This window comes from Pseudomonas sp. NFPP24 (assembly GCF_900112095.1).
In the GTDB taxonomy this organism is placed as follows: Bacteria; Pseudomonadota; Gammaproteobacteria; order Pseudomonadales; family Pseudomonadaceae; genus Aquipseudomonas; species Aquipseudomonas extremorientalis.
The window spans coordinates 450,141-468,149 of record NZ_FOKD01000003.1 but is presented as its reverse complement, the minus strand read 5'-3'; the positions used below and the strand labels follow the sequence as shown (position 1 = coordinate 468,149).

Annotated in this window: 17 protein-coding genes; all 17 read left to right on the top strand. The window is 64.4% G+C overall.

All coding sequences use genetic code 11. From position 1 onward, the window contains the following. The first annotated feature begins 1 nt into the window (after window position 1). The 17 genes from fecC (at window position 2) to BM026_RS08925 (ending at window position 18,002) form a co-directional block, all read left to right on the top strand. Window positions 2-991, top strand: a complete 990-nt coding sequence (gene fecC / locus BM026_RS09005) for an iron-dicitrate ABC transporter permease FecC (RefSeq protein ID WP_093528178.1) — start codon at window positions 2-4, stop codon at window positions 989-991. Further along, the gene (locus BM026_RS09000) at window positions 988-1,956 is read left to right on the top strand and encodes an iron chelate uptake ABC transporter family permease subunit (RefSeq protein ID WP_093528175.1); all 969 of its coding nucleotides are present in this window, start codon (window positions 988-990) and stop codon (window positions 1,954-1,956) included. Before fecC ends, BM026_RS09000 begins: the two co-directional genes overlap by 4 nt. Window positions 1,957-1,960: 4 nt before the next feature. Then, window positions 1,961-2,752, top strand: a complete 792-nt coding sequence (gene fecE / locus BM026_RS08995) for a Fe(3+) dicitrate ABC transporter ATP-binding protein FecE (RefSeq protein ID WP_093528172.1) — start codon at window positions 1,961-1,963, stop codon at window positions 2,750-2,752. Between the two features lie 529 nt (window positions 2,753-3,281). Further along, window positions 3,282-4,943, top strand: coding sequence for a GspE/PulE family protein (locus tag BM026_RS08990; RefSeq protein WP_371914405.1), 1,662 nt, complete (start codon window positions 3,282-3,284; stop codon window positions 4,941-4,943). Beyond that, window positions 4,940-6,136, top strand: coding sequence for a type II secretion system inner membrane protein GspF (gene gspF / locus BM026_RS08985; protein WP_093528166.1), 1,197 nt, complete (start codon window positions 4,940-4,942; stop codon window positions 6,134-6,136). The genes BM026_RS08990 and gspF overlap by 4 nt, the downstream gene beginning before the upstream one ends. A gap of 13 nt (window positions 6,137-6,149) precedes the next feature. Beyond that, entirely contained in the window at window positions 6,150-6,539 is a 390-nt protein-coding gene (locus BM026_RS08980) for a type II secretion system protein GspG (RefSeq protein WP_010209194.1), read from the top strand. Between the two features lie 7 nt (window positions 6,540-6,546). Further along, a complete protein-coding gene (locus BM026_RS08975; protein WP_092250470.1) occupies window positions 6,547-6,972 on the top strand; it encodes a GspH/FimT family pseudopilin in 426 nt (141 codons plus the stop codon). Continuing rightward, window positions 6,969-7,301, top strand: coding sequence for a type II secretion system protein (locus BM026_RS08970; protein WP_058427615.1), 333 nt, complete (start codon window positions 6,969-6,971; stop codon window positions 7,299-7,301). The genes BM026_RS08975 and BM026_RS08970 overlap by 4 nt, the downstream gene beginning before the upstream one ends. Further along, window positions 7,298-7,867, top strand: coding sequence for a prepilin-type N-terminal cleavage/methylation domain-containing protein (locus tag BM026_RS08965; RefSeq protein ID WP_092250473.1), 570 nt, complete (start codon window positions 7,298-7,300; stop codon window positions 7,865-7,867). The genes BM026_RS08970 and BM026_RS08965 overlap by 4 nt, the downstream gene beginning before the upstream one ends. Then, the gene (locus BM026_RS08960) at window positions 7,864-8,565 is read left to right on the top strand and encodes a general secretion pathway protein GspK (protein WP_071492157.1); all 702 of its coding nucleotides are present in this window, start codon (window positions 7,864-7,866) and stop codon (window positions 8,563-8,565) included. The genes BM026_RS08965 and BM026_RS08960 overlap by 4 nt, the downstream gene beginning before the upstream one ends. Then, window positions 8,562-9,551, top strand: a complete 990-nt coding sequence (locus BM026_RS08955) for a type II secretion system protein GspL (protein ID WP_093528163.1) — start codon at window positions 8,562-8,564, stop codon at window positions 9,549-9,551. Before BM026_RS08960 ends, BM026_RS08955 begins: the two co-directional genes overlap by 4 nt. Further along, the gene (gene gspM, locus BM026_RS08950) at window positions 9,526-10,128 is read left to right on the top strand and encodes a type II secretion system protein GspM (protein WP_093528160.1); all 603 of its coding nucleotides are present in this window, start codon (window positions 9,526-9,528) and stop codon (window positions 10,126-10,128) included. Before BM026_RS08955 ends, gspM begins: the two co-directional genes overlap by 26 nt. After that, complete coding sequence (locus BM026_RS08945; RefSeq protein ID WP_093528157.1) at window positions 10,125-10,643, top strand: general secretion pathway protein GspN; 519 nt, start codon at window positions 10,125-10,127, stop codon at window positions 10,641-10,643. The genes gspM and BM026_RS08945 overlap by 4 nt, the downstream gene beginning before the upstream one ends. Before the next feature lie 5 nt (window positions 10,644-10,648). Then, a complete protein-coding gene (gene gspD / locus BM026_RS08940) occupies window positions 10,649-12,760 on the top strand; it encodes a type II secretion system secretin GspD (protein WP_093528154.1) in 2,112 nt (703 codons plus the stop codon). Between the two features lie 1,100 nt (window positions 12,761-13,860). After that, complete coding sequence (locus BM026_RS08935; RefSeq protein WP_093528151.1) at window positions 13,861-16,254, top strand: TonB-dependent receptor plug domain-containing protein; 2,394 nt, start codon at window positions 13,861-13,863, stop codon at window positions 16,252-16,254. A 16-nt stretch (window positions 16,255-16,270) separates the two neighbouring features. Next, entirely contained in the window at window positions 16,271-17,236 is a 966-nt protein-coding gene (locus BM026_RS08930; RefSeq protein WP_092244444.1) for an amino acid ABC transporter permease, read from the top strand. Beyond that, window positions 17,229-18,002 (top strand): amino acid ABC transporter ATP-binding protein, encoded by a 774-nt coding sequence (locus BM026_RS08925; RefSeq protein WP_092244447.1) that lies wholly within the window; start codon window positions 17,229-17,231, stop codon window positions 18,000-18,002. The genes BM026_RS08930 and BM026_RS08925 overlap by 8 nt, the downstream gene beginning before the upstream one ends. Window positions 18,003-18,009 lie beyond the last annotated feature (7 nt).

Below are 18,009 nucleotides of genomic sequence, written 5' to 3'. Positions count from 1 at the left end.
CGTGCAACGCAGTTTCGCCGCCATTGGCATTCTGCTGTCGGGTGCCGGGTTGTTCTGGCTGTCGCTGTACAGCTGGTCGCCATTCACCCTGACAGCGACGGATGCGTGGAATGGCCTGGTTCACCAGGGCCGCGTCGGCGGCAACATGGCCTATATCGTCGCCCAGTTGCGTGTGCCACGGGCCGTGTGTGCCGCGTTGGTCGGTGCCTGCCTGGGCCTCGCGGGGGCGCTGATGCAGGGCATTACGCGCAACCGCCTGGCCTCGCCGTCGCTGTTTGGCGTGACGGCGGGCGCCGCGCTGGGACTGGCCCTGTTTTCCACCGGCCTGGTCGCGCCGCCCTTTGCCGGCGGTGCGCTGTTGATGACCTGCCTGGGCGGCGCGCTGGCCTGGATCACCGTGTTCAGCCTCGGCGGTGCCTGGTCGCCGACCACGGCCCAGGGCCGTCTGGTTTTGGCTGGCGTGGCCGTGGCGGCGTTGTGCGCCGCGTTGACCCGGCTCGCAGTGATCCTGGTCGAGGCCCAGGCGCAAAGCGTGCTCAACTGGCTGGCCGGTTCACTGGCCAATGTCGGCGCTGCGCAGGTGCAAGTGCTCTGGCCATGCGCCTTGATCGGCGGCCTGTGGGCACTCTGGTGCGCGCCGCGCCTGAACCTGATCAACCTCGGCGAAGACGCCGCACGCTCACTGGGCGTCGGCATCGCCAGCCTGCGTCTGCAGGTGTTTGTCGCCAGTTTGCTGCTGGTGGGCGCCAGCGTGTGTGCGGTGGGGCCGATCGCGTTTGTCGGGCTGATCGCGCCGAATATCCTGCGTCAGTTCCTGGGCAATGACTACCGCTGGCTGATCCCGCTGAGCGCCACATTGGGCGCGGTGATCGTGCTGGGGGCCGACCTGCTCAGCCGCGCCGTTGCCTTCCCGGTGGAAACGCCGGCGGGAGTGGTCACCGCGCTGATCGGCGCGCCGTTTTTCCTCTTTCTTGCCAGGCGCGCCCTATGATCCGACCACGACTGCGCCTGTGGCTGCTGCTCGGGTTGCTGCTGCTGGCAACCGGGGTCAGCCTCAGCGCCGGCACCCTGTGGCTCACGCCGCAAACCGTTTTCGAACGCCTGCTGGCCCACGACGTCCTTGACTTCGAAGTGTGGAACCACCGCCTGCCGCGCAGCCTGATCGCGATTCTCGCCGGTGCGGCCTTCGGCCTGGCCGGGGCGATTGTGCAGGGCGTGATCCGTAATCCGCTGGCCTCGCCGGAGATCCTCGGCGTAACCCAGGGCGCCGGGCTCGCGCTGACCGTGGCGATCATTGGCTGGCCGCAGTTGCCGATTGCGTGGCTGCCGCTGGTGGCTTGCCTGGGCGGGGCCGGCGGCGCGTTGCTGCTGGCGCTGTACAACACCGGCGTGAGTTTTTCCGGGGTGCGCTTTGCGTTGTCCGGGGTGGCGATTGCGGTGACCTTGTCCAGTGTCACCGAGTTTCTGATCCTCTCTCATCCCCTGGATATCAACACCGCGCTGCTCGCGCTGACCGGCAGCCTGTGGAGCCGCAACTGGCACCATGTGGCGCTGGTGTTGCCGTTCCTCGTATTGATCCCCGTGGGCCTGTGCCTGGCCAAGCCGCTCAACCTGATCGCCTTGGGCGATGAGGCGGCCCACAGCCTGGGCACCGCGCTGAGCCGTACGCGTTGGTCGGCGATGGCCTGCGCGGTGTTGCTCACCAGCCTGGGCGTGGGGGTGATCGGTCCGATTGGCTTTATCGGCCTGGTCGCGCCGCACATGGCGCGCCGGCTGGTGGGCGGGCATCACCAGTACCTGCTGCCGGCGGCGATGCTGATCGGTGCGTTGCTGCTGGTGCTCGCCGATACGCTGGGGCGCACGCTGATCGCGCCCAGCGAAATCCCCGCCGGGGTGCTTACGGCGGTGATCGGCGCGCCGTATTTTCTTTGGTTGCTGGCACGGTTCAAGGGTTGATGACATGAGTATTCTCCAGGCACGCGAGCTGGACATCGGCTACGGCGCCACCCGTATCGTGAAAGGTCTGTCCTTTGCACCGCCCGCCGGCAAGGTCACCGCGTTGATCGGCCCCAATGGCTGCGGCAAGTCCACCTTGCTCAAGGCCTTCGCGCGTATCCTCAAGCCGACTCAGGGCGAGCTGACCCTGGATGGCCAGGCCTATGCCAGCCTGTCTGCCCGCCAGTTGGCCCGGCACATCGCATTCTTGCCGCAAGTGTTGCCGGTGCCGGAAGGCGTCAGCGTGCGCCAGTTGGTTGCCTATGGCCGCAGCCCGCATAACTCGCTGTGGGGACGCCTGAGCGGCAGTGATCAGGCTCACGTGAGGCAAGCCATGCAGCGCCTGGAACTGGACGTGCTGGCTGATCGCGCCCTGGCGGACCTGTCCGGCGGCCAGCGCCAGCGTGCCTGGCTGGCGATGGTGTTGGCGCAGAATGCGCCGGTGGTGCTGCTGGATGAACCCACCACTTACCTCGACATCAGCCATCAGGTCGAACTGCTCGACCTGATGGGCGAACTGGCTGCCGAGGGCAAGACCGTCATCACTGTGCTGCATGACATCAACCAGGCCTGTCGTTATGCCGATCACCTGGCGGTGATGCACGGCGGCAAACTGGTCGCTGATGGCGCACCGGCGGAGGTGGTCAGTGCCGAGTTGATGCGGCGGGTATTTGAGGTGCAGGTACAGGTGATGCAAGAGCCGGTCGCCGGCACGCCGATGTGCCTGGTTGAAAAAAGCACTCGGACCAAGGCCTGATCAAGACCGACTCGCTTCGCATCGTGGATACGGTTTTTGTTCTGTGTAGCCGGCCTGCTGTGGTGGGCCGGCCTGCTGTGGCGAGCGGGCTTGCCCCGCGTTGGGCTGCGAAGCAGCCCCAAAAACAGTCACGCAATCCAGTCAGCGCGCTCCCACATTTCAACGCTCGATAATCCTGGTGAACGGCCACTCGAAAGTGCGAGTGTGCTCCGCGTCACAGGTGAAGTAAGTTCTGTGAATTTATCGGGCTGCCGTTTAATTGTGGGAAAGCGCACAAGTGGCTAATTGCAACTAGCGAAGTAGTGGCTATTAGCTGCTAAGGCTCTGTCACGGGGTTCTTGGTCATTGTGTTTATTTTATTCCCCTCTTTCAGGAACTAGCGCTATAACTTCCAGTCGATAACCCCGGCTTACTCTCGCTTGGGTTATGGCTAACTAATGGCATGCTTAAGTAGTTCCAAATAGCCATACTTTCTCGCAATACTAGATACCTCAACCTTATGTCGTCAGCGCCTATCGATGCCTGCCAGATGCAGATCCCGCACACCGACCAGGTGTGTGCGTGGCTGATGCAGCATGCTGGGCTGAAAACGGTGGACCTGGAGCGCGCCCGGCGCTTGCCGTCGGATGACCTGCTAAGCCTGCTGACCCGCCTGGGCCTGGTTTCCGATATCGAACTGGCCCGCGCCTGGGCGGCGTTGCTCGGTGCGCCGCTGTTGCTGGCGGACGCCGCGCCGCCGTTGCTCGATCCCTTGCCTGCCCTGACTGAACGCTTCATGCGCCATTACCAGGTCGCGCCCATGGGCTGGACCCAGGGTGGCCTGCGCGTGCTGGCCGCCAACCCGGCGCTGCGCTATCCGTTCCAGGCCCTGGCCTATGCATGCCAGGTGCCGGTGTGGCTGGCCATTGGTCCGCGCACTGAGGTCGACACACTGATCGAGCGCTACTACGGCCAGGGCCGTTCGGCCATGGGCACGCTGATCGAAAACCTCGATGAACAGGGCGGCGCCCAGGACGATATCGAACACCTCAAGGACCTGGCCTCCGAAGCGCCGGTGATCCGCCTGGTCAACCTGATCCTGCAACGCGCCGTGGAGCAACGTGCTTCGGACATCCACATCGAACCCTTCGAACACCAACTCAAGGTGCGCTACCGCATCGACGGTGTGCTGAATGACGCCGAAGCGCCGCCGGCCAGTTCCTCGGCGGCGGTGATTTCGCGGGTGAAGATCATGGCGCGGCTGGACATCGCCGAGCGCCGGCTGCCGCAGGATGGGCGCATCATGCTGCGTATCCAGGGCAAGGAGCTGGACCTGCGGGTGTCCACGGTGCCCACCAGTTTCGGCGAGTCGGTGGTGCTGCGCCTGCTGGACCGGCAAACCGTGCAGTTCGACTTTCCCAGCCTGGGCTTCGACGGCCAGCGCCTGGCCGCCTTCCTCGACCTGCTGGAACGGCCCCACGGCATCCTGCTGGTCACCGGGCCCACCGGCTCCGGCAAGACCACCACGCTCTACACCGCGCTGTCGCGGCTCAACACCGCCGAGCGCAAGATCATCACCGTGGAAGACCCGGTGGAGTACCAGCTCGAAGGCATCAACCAGATCCAGGTCAAGCCCGCCATCGGCCTGGACTTCGCCGGGGCGTTGCGCTCCATCGTGCGCCAGGACCCGGACGTGATCATGATCGGCGAGATCCGCGACCTGGAAACCTGCCGCATCGCCATCCAATCTTCCCTTACCGGGCACCTGGTGCTCTCCACCCTGCACACCAACAGCGCCGCCGCGAGCATCACGCGGCTGCTGGACATGGGCGTGGAAAGCTACCTGATCGCCTCGACCGTCAGCGGCATCCTCGCCCAGCGCCTGGTGCGGCGCCTGGACCCGGCCACGCGTGTCGCTTTCGAAGCGCCGCCCGAACTGATCGCCGAACACGGCCTGGATCGCCTCACCGAACAACGCCCGATCCTGCTCTATCGCGGCGCCTATCACGGCCGCAGCGCCCTCACCGAACTGCTGGTGATGAACGACGAACTGCGCAGCCTGCTGATGCGCCACGCCGATGCCTCGACCCTGGAGCAGGCCGCGCGCCGCGCCGGTTTGCGTACCTTGTATGAAGAAGGTTTGCGCCAGGCACTGGCGGGGATTACTTCGCTGGAAGAAGTGCTGCGCGTGACCCGTGGAGAGGACGCGTGAGCCTGTTCAGATACCGCGCCCTGGACAGCCAGGGCACGCCGCAGAACGGTACGTTGGAGGCCACCGATCAAACCGCTGCGGTGGCGGCGCTGCACAAGCGCGGGTGGCTGCTGTTGCACATCGAACCGGCCGGCAGCCTTGGCCTGCGCACGGCACACAGGCCGTTGAAGGGCCAGGCGTTGGTGAGTTTTACCCAGCAATTGGCGACGCTGCTGGGAGCGGGCCAGCCGCTTGAGCGCTCGTTGAGCCTGCTACTCAAGCAGCCCGGCCCACCCCAGGTACGTGCGCTGATCGAGCGCCTGCGCGACCGCGTCAAGGCCGGCAAGCCATTGTCCGCCGCGCTGGAGGAAGAGGGTGCGGCGTTCTCGCCGTTGTACCTGAGCATGGTGCGCGCCGGTGAGGCCGGTGGCGCGCTGGAAGGAACCCTGCGCCAACTCAGTGATTACCTGGAACGCAGCCAATTGCTGCGTGGCGAAGTGATCAATGCGCTGATCTATCCGGCGTTCCTGGTGGTGGGCGTGCTGGGATCCCTGGCGTTGCTGCTGGCGTATGTGGTGCCGCAGTTCGTGCCGATCTTCCAGGACCTGGGCGTGCCGATTCCACTGATCACCGAGGTGATCCTGGCCCTTGGAACGTTTCTCGGCGCCTATGGCCTGGCGCTGTTGGCCGGGTTGATCGTGATCGTCTGGTTGGGGGCCGCGCGCTTGCGCGATCCGCTGTTTCGCGAGCATTGCGACCGGCGGCTGCTCGGTATTCGCGTGGTCGGCCCGTTGCTGCAACGCGTCGAGGCGGCGCGTCTGGCACGCACCCTCGGCACGCTGCTGAGCAATGGCGTGGCGTTGCTGCAGGCCTTGGTGATTGCGCGGCAAGTCTGCACCAACCACGCTTTACAGGCGCAGGTCGGGCGTGCGGCGGAATCGGTAAAAGGCGGCGGCACCCTCGCCAGCGCGTTCGGCAGCCAGCCGCTGTTGCCCGAACTGGCCCTGCAAATGATTGAAGTCGGCGAACAGGCCGGCGAACTCGACGGCATGTTGCTCAAGGTGGCCGACATCTTCGACGTCGAAGCCAAGCGCGGCATCGACCGCCTGCTGGCCGCGCTGGTGCCGTCCCTGACAGTGGTCATGGCGGTGCTGGTGGCGGTGATCATGCTGGCGATCATGCTGCCGCTGATGAGCCTGACCAGCAATCTATAAAGGAGCTGACCCCATGAGAAAACCACGCCGCCAAGGCGGTTTCACCCTGTTGGAAATGCTCGCGGTGATCGTGCTGCTGGGCATCGTCGCCACCATCGTCGTGCGCCAGGTCGGCGGCAATGTGGACAAGGGCAAGTACGGTGCGGGCAAGGCCCAGTTGGCCAGCCTGAGCATGAAGATCGACAGCTACGCCCTCGACGTCGGCGCACCGCCCACCAGCCTGCAACAGCTGGTGGACAGGCCCGGTGGCTATGCCAAGCCTTCGGACCTCAAGGACCCGTTCGGGCACGCCTTCGGTTATCGCTTTCCCGGCGAACACGGCGCGTTCGACCTGATCTTCTATGGCCAGGACGGCCAGCCGGGCGGCGAAGGCTACAGCGCCGACCTGGGCAATTGGGAGTAGGGCCGCCATGTTGCAGCGCGGCTTCACCCTGCTGGAAATGCTGGTGGTGATCCTGCTGATCAGCCTGGCTGCCAGCGTGCTGGGGCTGGGCGTGCGCCAGGGCTTGCAGGTGGCGCAGGAACGCCGTGCGGTGGGGCAGATGGTGGAGGCGCTGCGTACCACGCGGGCGGGGGCGATTGTCAGCGGGCAGCCTGCGCGTACCGTATTCGATCTGAGCGACCGTACGTTCCAGGCGCCGGGGCGTGCGTTGCAACGGTGGCCGTCGCGGTTGCATGTCACGCTGCACACCGCCGAACAGGTCGGCCCTGGCGTCGAGTTCTACCCCGACGGCAGCTCCACCGGCGGCAATCTTCTGGTGGCCAGTGGCGCCCGGCGTTGGCGCATCGATATCGGCTGGCTCACCGGCAGCGTGCAATCCAAGGCGCTGCCATGAAGCGCCAGGCCGGTTTCACCCTGCTGGAAATGCTCGCCGCCCTCACGCTGATGGCGGTGTGCAGCACGGTGCTGCTGGTTGCGTTTGGCCAGAGTGCGCGCTCGTTGTCCCAAGTGGCCCACAGCGACCGGTTGACCCACGCAGCGCTGACGATTTTCGACCAGGAAGCGGCGGGGCGCTTGAGCAACGGCGTCAGTCAGGGCGAACTCGACGGCATCCACTGGCAGTTGACCAGCACCCGGCAGCAGGCACGGATTGTGCGCCTCGACCTGGTCCTCAGCGAAGGCTCGCACCAGGCCCGCTTCAGCACCTTGAAGGCGCGCCTGTGAAGCGCCGTGAACAGGGCTTCACCTTGCTGGAAATCCTTGTGGTGCTCAGCTTGCTCGGCGTGTTGCTGGTGCTGGTCGGCGGTGCATTGCTGGGGGCCAATCGTGCCGTGTCCAAGGCCCAGGCATACACAGTGAACCTGGATGAAGTGCGTGCCGCCCAACAGTTCTTGCGCACGGCGATCAGCGAAGCGTTGCCGCTGGCGGTGGGCGAGGGCGATGGTTTCTTTGTCGGCACGGCGCAGCGCCTGGAGTTCGTCTCGACCTTGCCCGGCGTGCTCGGTGGCGGGATCCATCGGTTCAGCCTGCAACGGGTCGAACAGGCGTTGCAGGTGGGGTTTTCTCAACGTGAACCCCAGGTGCTGCTGAACAACATCGAGGCGTTGCAGTTCAGCTATCGCGGTGAGTCGCCGCTGGGCCAACCCACCGGCTGGGTGAGTGAATGGCCCTGGCCCAGGCGCTTGCCTTCGGCCGTGCGTATCGCTGCCAGCGTGGAGGGGCCGGTGCCCTGGGTCACCCAGGTGATTGCCCTGCGCCTGAACCTGTCCAGCGGAAGCGTTGAAGAATGAGGCGCCAACGCGGTGCAGCGTTGCTGCTGGTGCTGTGGGTACTGGCGCTGCTCAGCGTGTTGCTCGGCGGCCTGGCTGGCTGGGTACAGCTGGAAAGTCGCCAGGCCCTGTGGCTGCGCCAGCACACCCAGACCGTATTGGCCGCCGAAGCCGGCATCGCGCTGGTCATGGCCGAGCGGCACTGGGTTGCCGATGGCCGCGATATCCCCCTGAGCTTTGACGACGCCATCTTGCACGTGAGCCTGCGCAGCGAGCGCGGCAAGCTCTACCTGATCAACGCTGATGCCCAGGACTTCACGCGCCTGGCCCTGGCCTGTGGCGCTACGCCGGCCCAGGCCAGGCAACTGGCCACGGCCCTCGAAGCACGACGCAACCAGGGCCTGGCGCCGTTGCGGGTGCTGGAAGAAGTACGCCAGTTGCCCGGCATGACGCAAACCCTCTACAGCCGCTTGCTGCCCGAAATCACCTTATGGAGCGACCTGGACCGCCCCGATCCCGCCTTCGCCAGCCCGCTGATGCGCAAGGCGCTGAACCTGCCGCGCCAGGACGCCGAAGGCGTGGACCCCGGCGAAGTGCTGGTGGTGGACAGCCGCGCCGAGCGGCCCGGCGGTTATCAGGCGCGGCTGCAAGTCACCGTTTTATTGAGCCCATCGGAGGACAGCGCACAACCCTACCGGGTGTTGCGTTGGCAAGAATGAATCGACTGGAACCCATCGCCCGACACTGGCGCGGCAGCCTGCTGCAACAGGGTTGGCAGGCATGGATCGCGGAGTTGCGCGCCTGTGTACCTGCATGGCTGGCGTGGCAGGAGCCGCCCGAGCAGATCCATCACTGGCCATTGAGCGCGCCGGTTGCAGCAGCCAGCACGCGCCAGGTGCTGATGCTCGGCGCCGACGCTGTGCTGGTGCAAACCGTACAACTGCCCCTGGCGGCCGCGCGCAACCTCAGTGCCGTGGTCGGTTATGAGCTGGACCGCTACACGCCATTCGAGGCGGACCAGCTCTACTTTGTGGCGCGTCAGGAGCGGCGCACGCCCACCCACCTTGAGGTGACAGTGGTGGCGATCCTGCGCGAGCGCCTGGACCGGATGCTTGCCGACTGTGCCACCCTCGGCCTGCATCCCCACCGCGTGGATGCGGCCGACCTCGGCGTTGATCTGCTGCCCGCGCCACTGCGCCCGCAGCGGCCCACCGGCATGGGCCTGCAACGCAGCCTGCCGTGGCTGTGCGGGGCGTTGCTGATCGCGGCGATGCTGCTCTGGCTCAACGACCGCCAGCGCGTTATCGACGTGATGCACGCCCGCGTCCAACGGCAAAAAGCCGAGGTCGCCGAGGTGCACGCGCTGCGCCAGCAACTGCTCAATACCCGCGGCGCCGCGCAGTACCTCACCCGGCGCAAACTGGCGCAACCGCCACTGGCGGCGCTGCTCAACGACCTGACCACCTGCCTGCCCGCCGACACCTGGCTGGATCAACTGGACGTGAAGGATGGTGAAATTTCCATCTCCGGCCAGAGTGCCAAGGCCAGCGCGCTGATCACCCGCATCAAGGGCTGCCGCAGCCTGGAAAACGCCCAGTTCGAAGGGGTGATCCAGCCCGATGCGCGCACCGGCAAGGACCAGTTTGCCTTGCGCGCCCACCTACGCCAGGAGGCCGCCGATGCGCCGACCCCTCACACCCCGTGAACGTCGCGGCGCGGCCTTGCTGCTACTGGCCGTGGTGGTCGGCGCGGCCTACTGGCTGTTGGTCGACAGCTGGTTTGCCGGCCCCTTGCGTGACATGGGCGAACAGGCCGAACAACTGCGCGAGCAACAGCAACGTTATGCCGGTGTGTTGCGCCAACGCGATGCGTTGCGCCAACAGCTTGAGCAAGCCCGCCAGGACCCCGCCAGCAGCGCCAGCCTGCTGCCGGGGGACGACCCGGACGTGGTCGCCGCTGATCTGATGCAGCGTCTCGCTGACCTGATCAATAGCCACGCCAACCTCGGCGGCGGGTGCAGCCTGACCCAGCGCAAGCCCATCACCGCGGAGCAGGACGATGGCGAGCCGTATCGCCAGGTCAAGGTCAGCCTGACACTCGATTGCGCCATCGAACCCCTGGAAGCGCTGCTGCATGAGCTGGAGTACCAGCCGCCGTTCCTGTTTGTGGATGAGTTGCGCATCCGCCGCAGTCAGCAGGCGCCGGCCAGTGGTGGTGCGGGCAAGCTGGTGGTGCACCTGCTGGTGCGCGGCTACCTGCAACCGTCGCGGGTGACGCCATGATGAGCCGGTTGCGCCCCGTGGAGTGGGGCTTGCTCGGCCTGTCGGGGTTGCTGGGCGTGTTGATGGCGGTGATCCTCAGCAGCCTCGGTGATGAACCGCAATGGCTGCCCGAAGCGCCTGTGCGCGCCCATCCCGCTCCTCGAGTACAAGGGCTGCCCAGTGTGCCGTTGGACAACCTGGCTGCGACGTGGCAAGCGCCGCTGTTCAGCCCGGATCGCAGCCCGGATCGTGTGGTGGGCAAGGCACAGGTCAGCAGCCTGGCCCATCTCACCCTCAGCGGCATCATGATCACCGGCAACCTGCAGATGGCCATGCTCAAGCAGGTCGACGGCCCGCTGCTGACCGTGCGCCTGGGTCAGACCCTGCCCAACGGCTGGCGCCTGGAACACCTCACTCCGCAATCCGCCCGTTTCAGCCTGGACGGCCGCACCCAGACCTTGAGCTTCTACGCCAAGCGCTTGCCGCCACCGTCCAAGCGACCCCCCCTTACTTTGCCCCGCGAGCCCCTCCCTTGATCGACATGCGCACCTCCACGTTATGCCTGGCCACCGCCCTTGCCCTGGGCGGCTGTGGCAGCTTCCCCGACCGTCTCGAACCGGATGATGAGCTTCTGCACGAGGCCATGCAGGGCACTGGCTCGCAACGCCCGCCCGGCGAGGCGCCCCCAGTGGAAGTTGCCCGGCCCTTGGTCAAGTCCCCCGCGCAGCGCCAGTTGATTCGGGGCAACCGGCAGTTCGTGCGTCCGCCGGCGACCGCGCCGGGTGTGAAGGCAGAGGGCGGCGACATCGTGTTCAACTTCGCCGACCAACCCATCGAAGCGGTGATCAACAGCGTGATGGGCGACCTGCTGCACGAAAACTACAGCATCGCCCAGGGCGTGAAGGGCAACGTCAGCTTTTCCACCTCCAGGCCGGTGGACAAGCAGCAGGCCTTGTCGATTCTCGAAACCCTGCTGTCCTGGACCGACAACGCGATGATCAAGCAGGGTGACCGCTACGTGATCCTGCCGGCCAGCCAGGCGGTGGCGGGCAAGCTGGTGCCGCAGATGAGCGTGGCGCAACCTTCCAGCGGCTTGTCGGCGCGGCTGTTTCCGCTGCGCTACATCTCCGCCACCGAGATGCAGAAACTGCTCAAGCCCTTCGCCCGCGAGAATGCGTTTCTGCTGGTCGACCCGGCGCGCAATGTGCTGAGCCTGGCCGGTACGCCGGATGAACTGGCCAACTACCAGGACACCATCGACACCTTCGACGTGGACTGGCTCAAGGGCATGTCGGTGGGCGTGTTCGGCCTGCAACGCGCGTCAGTGGCCGAGCTGATGCCTCAGTTGCAAAGCCTGTTCGGCCCGGACAGCGGCATGCCCCTGGCGGGCATGCTGCGCTTTCTGCCGATTGAACGGACCAACTCGGTGGTAGCGATTTCTTCCCAGCCCCAGTACCTCAGCGAAGTCGGCGACTGGATCCGCACCATCGACGAAGGCGGCGGCAACGAGCCACAGATGTACGTCTACGACGTGCGCAACATGAAGGCCGCCGACCTGGCCAAGTACCTGCGGCAGATCTACGGCACCGGCGCGATCAAGGACGACACGCCGGCCAAGGTTGCGCCTGGCCTGCGCACGACGACCCTGTCGTCACTCAATACGGGTGGCTTGCAGAACAACCCGCCCGCTGCCGAAGAACCGGAGCCGGAGGAAAAGGTGATCGCGCCCACCAACGCGCTGGAGGCGGGTACCCGTATCACCGCACAAAAGAGCAGCAACCAACTGTTGGTGCGCACCCGTCCCGCGCAGTGGAAAGAGATCGAAGCGGCGATCAAGCGTCTCGACAACCCGCCCCTGCAAGTGCAGATCGAGACACGGATTCTTGAGGTCAAGCTCACCGGTGAACTGGACCTGGGTGTGCAGTGGTATCTAGGGCGGCTGGCGGGCAATTCCGGCAGCACCACGGTGGCCAATGCCTCCGGCAGCCAGGGTGCGCTGGGCGGTGGCGGGGCAGGGCTGGGGGCGACGGACTCGTTGTTCTACTCATTTGTCAGTTCGAATCTGCAGGTGGCGTTGCATGCGCTGGAAACCAATGGACGCACCCAGGTGCTCTCGGCGCCGTCGCTGGTGGTGATGAACAACCAGCCGGCGCAGATTCAGGTGGGGGACAACATTCCAATCAGCCAGACCACCGTCAACACCGGGGACGCCGATACCACGTTGAGCAGTGTCGAGTATGTGCAGACCGGGGTGATCCTGGATGTGGTGCCGCGGATCAATCCGGGGGGGTTGGTATACATGGATATCCAGCAGCAGGTCAGTGATGCCGAGAGTCAGAGTGGTACTAGCGATACGCCGGTGAATCCGCGTATCTCGACGCGTTCGGTGTCGACGCAGGTGGCGGTGCAGAGTGGGCAGACGGTGTTGCTGGGAGGGTTGATCAAGCAGGACAACGGGGAGAGTGTCAGTGCCGTACCGTATCTGGGAAAGGTCCCAGGGTTGCGCTGGTTGTTTGGGAGTACCAGTAAGTCCAAGGATCGGACGGAGTTGATTGTGTTGATTACGCCCAGGGTGATTACCAGTAGTGGGCAGGCGCGGCAGGTGACGGATGATTATCGGCAGCAGATGCAGTTGTTGCGGCCGGGTAGGTAGGTGTACATATCCGTTTCTTCGGTAACGGCTACTTATGGTTCCGCTCTTACAGCGGCTCACTTTTGGAAAGGCCGGAAGCCGGCCCAGCCAAAAGTAAGCAAAAGGCCTTCGCCCCAACACTCGGCACCTCGCTTAGGCTCGGTGTGCCCTCACTCCGGCTTGAATCCGTGGGCCGCCGCCACGCGCCATCCATGGCGCGGGGCGGCTAACCCGGCGTCCTGCCGGGTTACCCACGGATTCAAGCCTGCGTTCGGCCAGCGTGTTTGACGGGGCGCCCCAGATCAAGATCAAGATCAAGATCAAAAGCAAGAGCAAGAGCAAGAGCACGGCGGCCTGGTAGCCGACCTGAGTGGTGTAGATCAAAAGCAGAGCTGGTTGATTCCTCAGCCCAGAGTGGCCGGTATTTTACTGTCGATCTCGGTTAAATGTGGGAGGGAGCTTGCTCCCGATAGCGGTCTGTCAGTTGATGCATCTGTGCCTGCTTCACTGCTATCGGGAGCAAGCTCCCTCCCACAGTTTGATCTCCATACAGCAGTCAGATATCCGTCTGCTTTTGATCTGGCTTTTGATCTGGCTTTTGATTTTGATCTTAGGCGGCCCCCCAAATCACTGTCGGATTACGGGCACACCGAGCCTAGGCGAGGTGCCGAGTGTTGGGGCAAGAGCCTTTTGGTTACTTTTGGGCTCTTTTCAAAAGTGACCCGCCGTAAGGGCGGAACCATAAGCCGCCGTGACCCAAATAACGGATATGCCCCAATCCCCAAATCGCAAAAAACATTACTTATATGAATAACAAAATTCATAAATAATGAAATACAAGAATATTAGCTTATACCCAAATAGCATTATATTTTCAAAACCCATTCCGTTATGTTTGAACTCAACAGCCTACCCCTGACCTCGGATGGTACCAATCTAGACTCGGATTCTGCGCTGCCACCCCGCAGCAGAACCGTTGGAAGGGAGTTCAACGTATGTTGCCAATTCAAACCTCGCCCCACACCTAGCCCCAAATCGCCCTGACACCCCAGAAAAAAACCGAGCACCGCGCCCACCCGCGTGACGGCCCGACTTCGCGATTTGGAAACGCAGGAACCCCTATGAAGCGAGTGCTACAACCCACCGCCGCATTCACCCTGGCCATCCTGGCCAACACCGCACACGCCCAGGACGACAGCACCCTGTCCACCGTGGTCGTCACCGGCAACCGCGGCGCCGAGCAGCGTACCGTCACCAGCAGCCCGGTGCCGATCGATGTGGTCAGCGCCAAGCAATTGCAGAACACCGGCAAGCCCGGCCTCATGGAGGCCCTGAGCGCAGTGATCCCCTCGCTGACCCTGCCGGAAAAAACCGGCTGGGACGCCAGCGGTATTGCCCGAGCCCCCAACCTGCGTGGCCTGAGTGCCGCCGAGGTGCTGGTACTGGTCAACGGCAAGCGCCGTCACACCGCCGCCACCTTGAACATCAACGGGATCAATATCGGTGCGGCCCCGGCCGACCTCGACCTGATCCCCATCAGCGCCATCGACCATGTGGAAGTCCTGCGCGACGGCGCCGCCGCCCAGTACGGTTCCGATGCCATCGCCGGGGTGATCAACGTGATCCTCAAGGCCGACACCAGCGGCACCGCGCTGACCAATATCGGCCAGGGCTATGACGGCAAGAAACAGACGGTGCAGCAAAGCCTCAACAAGGGTTTCGAGATCGGCGACGGCGGCATCGTGCAGCTCGCCCTCGACGCGCGCAGCCAGAACGATGACAACAAGGCCAGCGCCAACGGCTACACCTATGCCCAGGCCTACGAGCAGGCCGGGCGGTCGACGTACGGCGGTTATGGCACGCCCAAGACCAACCTGCTGACCCTGGGCTACAACGCCGAGTTGCCGATCGACGACAGCCTCAGCCTGTATTCCTTCACCACCTATTCACGGCGCAAGGCCGAGCAGGGGCAGAACTTCCGCCTGCCGACCATCACCAACACCATTACCACCGGGCCCAACGGTTATCCCGGCGGCTACACGCCGACGTGGTTTATCGACGAGGATGATTTCCAGGCGGCATTCGGCGGCAAAGGCACGGTGGGCGAGTGGGACTGGGACCTGTCCACCACCTACGGGCGCAACGAGGCGGAGCAGGGCACCACCCATAACCAGAACCCGTCCCTGGGGGAGGCCACGCCGAATCACTTTACCTCCGGTACCTGGATCGCCACCGAGCTGACCACCAACCTCGACTTCAAGCGCGGCTTCGACATCGGCCTGCAAAAGCCTCTGGACCTGAGCGTCGGCTTCGAGCATCGGCGCGACACTTATGAGGTGCAGGCCGGTGACTATGAATCCTATGCCAACGGCGGCTACTGCGTGGCGCCGGGCAATTGCGCGTCGTCGGGCGCGCAGGTCACCAACGGCATTTCGCCGGACGAAGAAAGCAGCGCCTCGCGCAACAGCCTGGCCAGTTACGTCGACGTGGGCTTCAACCCGGTGCCGGACTGGTACGTCGGCACGGCGTTTCGTTACGAGCACTACAACCAGGGCGTCGGCGCCACGCGCAGCGGCAAGCTGACCACCCGCTATGACATCACCCCGCAGTTCGCCGTGCGCGCCACTGTCAGCAACGGTTTCCGAGCGCCGTCCCTGGCCAACAGCCTGTTCAGCGCACGCTCCACCACCTATGGCGTGGTGGACGGCGTGTACCAGTCGATCAACTACGGCGTGTTGCCCGTGGGTTCCGCCGCGGCCCAAGCCCTGGGTGCCCAGGAGTTGAAACCCGAGCGTTCGACCAACTTCAGCCTGGGTTTCACCCTCACACCCACCGACCGCCTGAGCTTCACCGCCGACGCCTACGTGATCAACCTGCGCGACCGCATCACCCTCACGGGCACCTTGCTCGGCCCCGAGATCACCCAGGTATTGCAGAACAATGGCATCCACTCCACCTCCGGCGGGCAGTACTTCATCAATGGCGCCGACACCCGTACCAAAGGCCTGGACCTGGTCAGCAACTACAGCCAGGACCTCGGCCGGTACGGTTCGGTGAAATGGACCGCAGCATTCAACTGGAACCAGACCAGAATCCTCAACTACAAGGAATCCACCCACATCCTCGGCACCTCCTACGAGCTGATGAACCGCGAGGCGCGCAACCTGATCACCGGCGTGCAGCCCAACACCAAGTTGATCCTGGGCGGCGACTGGAGCATCGATCGCTTCAACCTCAACCTGGCCCTGACGCGCTACGGCTCCTACAAGGAAGTGAACTCATCGGCCAATCGCGACCTGGACCGCATCTACAGCGCCAAGTGGATCACCGATCTCGACCTTGGCTACAACCTCACCAAAGACCTGAACATCGCCGTCGGCGCCAAGAACCTGTTCGACATCTACCCCAAGAAACAAGGGGTGCCGAGCAGCACCATGGTCAGCAGCTATGGCGTCTATTCGCCCTACGGTTTTACCGGCGGGTACTACTACACCCGCTTGACCTATGCCTTCTGAGGCCGAGGAGTACACCATGCCTATCGTCGCCAAACCCTATGACCTGATCGACGCGCCCAGTCCGGTGCGCCAGGCCCGTGTCTCCACGCCGATCAAGGCCCTGCAGGTGGTGCCCGCCCGGCATCCCTGGCGCTGGGCCGGGTCGATCTTTGCGGCGCTGGTGCTGCTGGCCATCGTGCACTCGCTGGCCACCAACCCGCGCTGGGAGTGGGGCGTATTCGGCCAGTGGTTTTTTTCGCCGTCGGTGCTGCGTGGTCTGGGGCAGACGCTGTTGCTGACCCTGCTGAGCACGCTGTTCAGCATCATCCTTGGTACCGCGCTGGCATTGGCGCGGCTGTCGGGCTCGCCGCTGCTGGCGGCATTGGCCTGGGGATATATCTGGTTTTTCCGCTCGATGCCGGCGTTGCTGGTGCTGATCATCCTCTACAACTTTGCCTACCTGTATGACCACATCGTGCTCGGTGTGCCGTTCACCAGCGTGGTGTTCGCCGAGTGGTCGACGGTGGATGTGCTCAGCCAGTTCACCGTGGCCGTGCTGGGCTTGAGCCTGATGCAGGCGGCGTATGCGGCGGAGATCATCCGTGGCGGCCTGATCGGCGTCGACGCCGGCCAGCATGAAGCCGCCGCGGCCCTGGGGTTGCCGGCCTCGCGGCGCATCTTCCGGATCATCCTGCCCCAGGCGCTGCGCTCGATCCTGCCGTCGGGTTTCAACGAGATCATCGGCCTGGTCAAGGGCACGTCCATCGTCTACGTGCTGGCCCTGCCGGAGCTGTTCTACACCGTGCAGGTCATCTACAACCGCACCCAGGCGGTGATCCCGCTGCTGATCGTAGCGACGGTCTGGTACCTGATCATCACCACCGTGCTGACCAGCGCGCAGTACTACGTCGAACGCCACTTTGCGCGGGGCACCGCACGGGTGCTGCCACCCACGCCGCTGCAACGCATTCGCGGCTGGATCAAGGAGAAGACCCATGGCTGAAGCACGCGCCGGGCGCATCCAGATCCAGGGCGTGGGCAAGCGCTTTGGCAACCAGCAGGTGTTGAAAGACATCGACCTGACCATCGACCCGGGCAAGGTCACGGTGATCCTCGGGCCGTCCGGCTCGGGCAAGTCGACCTTGCTGCGCACCATCAACCACCTGGAAAAGATCGACAGCGGGCATATCACCATTGACGGTGAATACGTCGGTTACCGTCGCAAGGGCGATCTGCTCTACGAACTCAAAGAACGGGAGATTCTCAAGCGCCGTATCGACGTCGGTTTCGTGTTCCAGAACTTCAACCTGTTCCCCCACCTCACCGCCTGGGAAAACGTCGCCGAAGCGCCCCTGGCCCACAAGCGCTGGAGCAAGGCCGAGGCCCAGGCCAAGGCGGCCGGGTTGCTGGCCAAGGTCGGCCTGGCGGACAAGGTCGATGCCTATCCACGCCAGCTCTCTGGCGGCCAACAACAGCGCGTGGCCATCGCCCGTGCCCTGGCGCTGGACCCCAAAGTGCTGCTGTTCGATGAACCCACCTCGGCCCTCGACCCGGAACTGGTGGGCGAAGTGCTCGACGTGATCAAGGGCCTGACCCAACTGGGCGTGACCCTGGTGATCGTCACCCACGAGATCGGCTTTGCCCGCGAGGTGGCCGACCACGTGGTGTTCCTCTGCGACGGCCAGTTGATTGAAGAAGGCCCGCCCGAACAGATTTTCCGCCAACCGCGACATCCCCGCACTGTGGCCTTTCTCGGCAAGGTGCTGTAGTTCAAGG

What these genes read in the sequence shown, in the direction of transcription:
- BM026_RS08935 (WP_093528151.1), top strand. Translation starts at nt 13,861, where the DNA reads ATGAAGCGAGTGCTACAACCCACCGCCGCATTCACCCTGGCCATCCTG.
- BM026_RS08930 (WP_092244444.1), top strand. Translation starts at nt 16,271, where the DNA reads ATGCCTATCGTCGCCAAACCCTATGACCTGATCGACGCGCCCAGTCCG.
- BM026_RS08945 (WP_093528157.1), top strand. Translation starts at nt 10,125, where the DNA reads ATGATGAGCCGGTTGCGCCCCGTGGAGTGGGGCTTGCTCGGCCTGTCG.
- BM026_RS08960 (WP_071492157.1), top strand. Translation starts at nt 7,864, where the DNA reads ATGAGGCGCCAACGCGGTGCAGCGTTGCTGCTGGTGCTGTGGGTACTG.
- BM026_RS09000 (WP_093528175.1), top strand. Translation starts at nt 988, where the DNA reads ATGATCCGACCACGACTGCGCCTGTGGCTGCTGCTCGGGTTGCTGCTG.
- BM026_RS08955 (WP_093528163.1), top strand. Translation starts at nt 8,562, where the DNA reads ATGAATCGACTGGAACCCATCGCCCGACACTGGCGCGGCAGCCTGCTG.
- gspD (WP_093528154.1), top strand. Translation starts at nt 10,649, where the DNA reads ATGCGCACCTCCACGTTATGCCTGGCCACCGCCCTTGCCCTGGGCGGC.
- fecE (WP_093528172.1), top strand. Translation starts at nt 1,961, where the DNA reads ATGAGTATTCTCCAGGCACGCGAGCTGGACATCGGCTACGGCGCCACC.
- BM026_RS08990 (WP_371914405.1), top strand. Translation starts at nt 3,282, where the DNA reads ATGCAGATCCCGCACACCGACCAGGTGTGTGCGTGGCTGATGCAGCAT.
- gspM (WP_093528160.1), top strand. Translation starts at nt 9,526, where the DNA reads ATGCGCCGACCCCTCACACCCCGTGAACGTCGCGGCGCGGCCTTGCTG.
- BM026_RS08925 (WP_092244447.1), top strand. Translation starts at nt 17,229, where the DNA reads ATGGCTGAAGCACGCGCCGGGCGCATCCAGATCCAGGGCGTGGGCAAG.
- BM026_RS08970 (WP_058427615.1), top strand. Translation starts at nt 6,969, where the DNA reads ATGAAGCGCCAGGCCGGTTTCACCCTGCTGGAAATGCTCGCCGCCCTC.
- BM026_RS08980 (WP_010209194.1), top strand. Translation starts at nt 6,150, where the DNA reads ATGAGAAAACCACGCCGCCAAGGCGGTTTCACCCTGTTGGAAATGCTC.
- BM026_RS08975 (WP_092250470.1), top strand. Translation starts at nt 6,547, where the DNA reads ATGTTGCAGCGCGGCTTCACCCTGCTGGAAATGCTGGTGGTGATCCTG.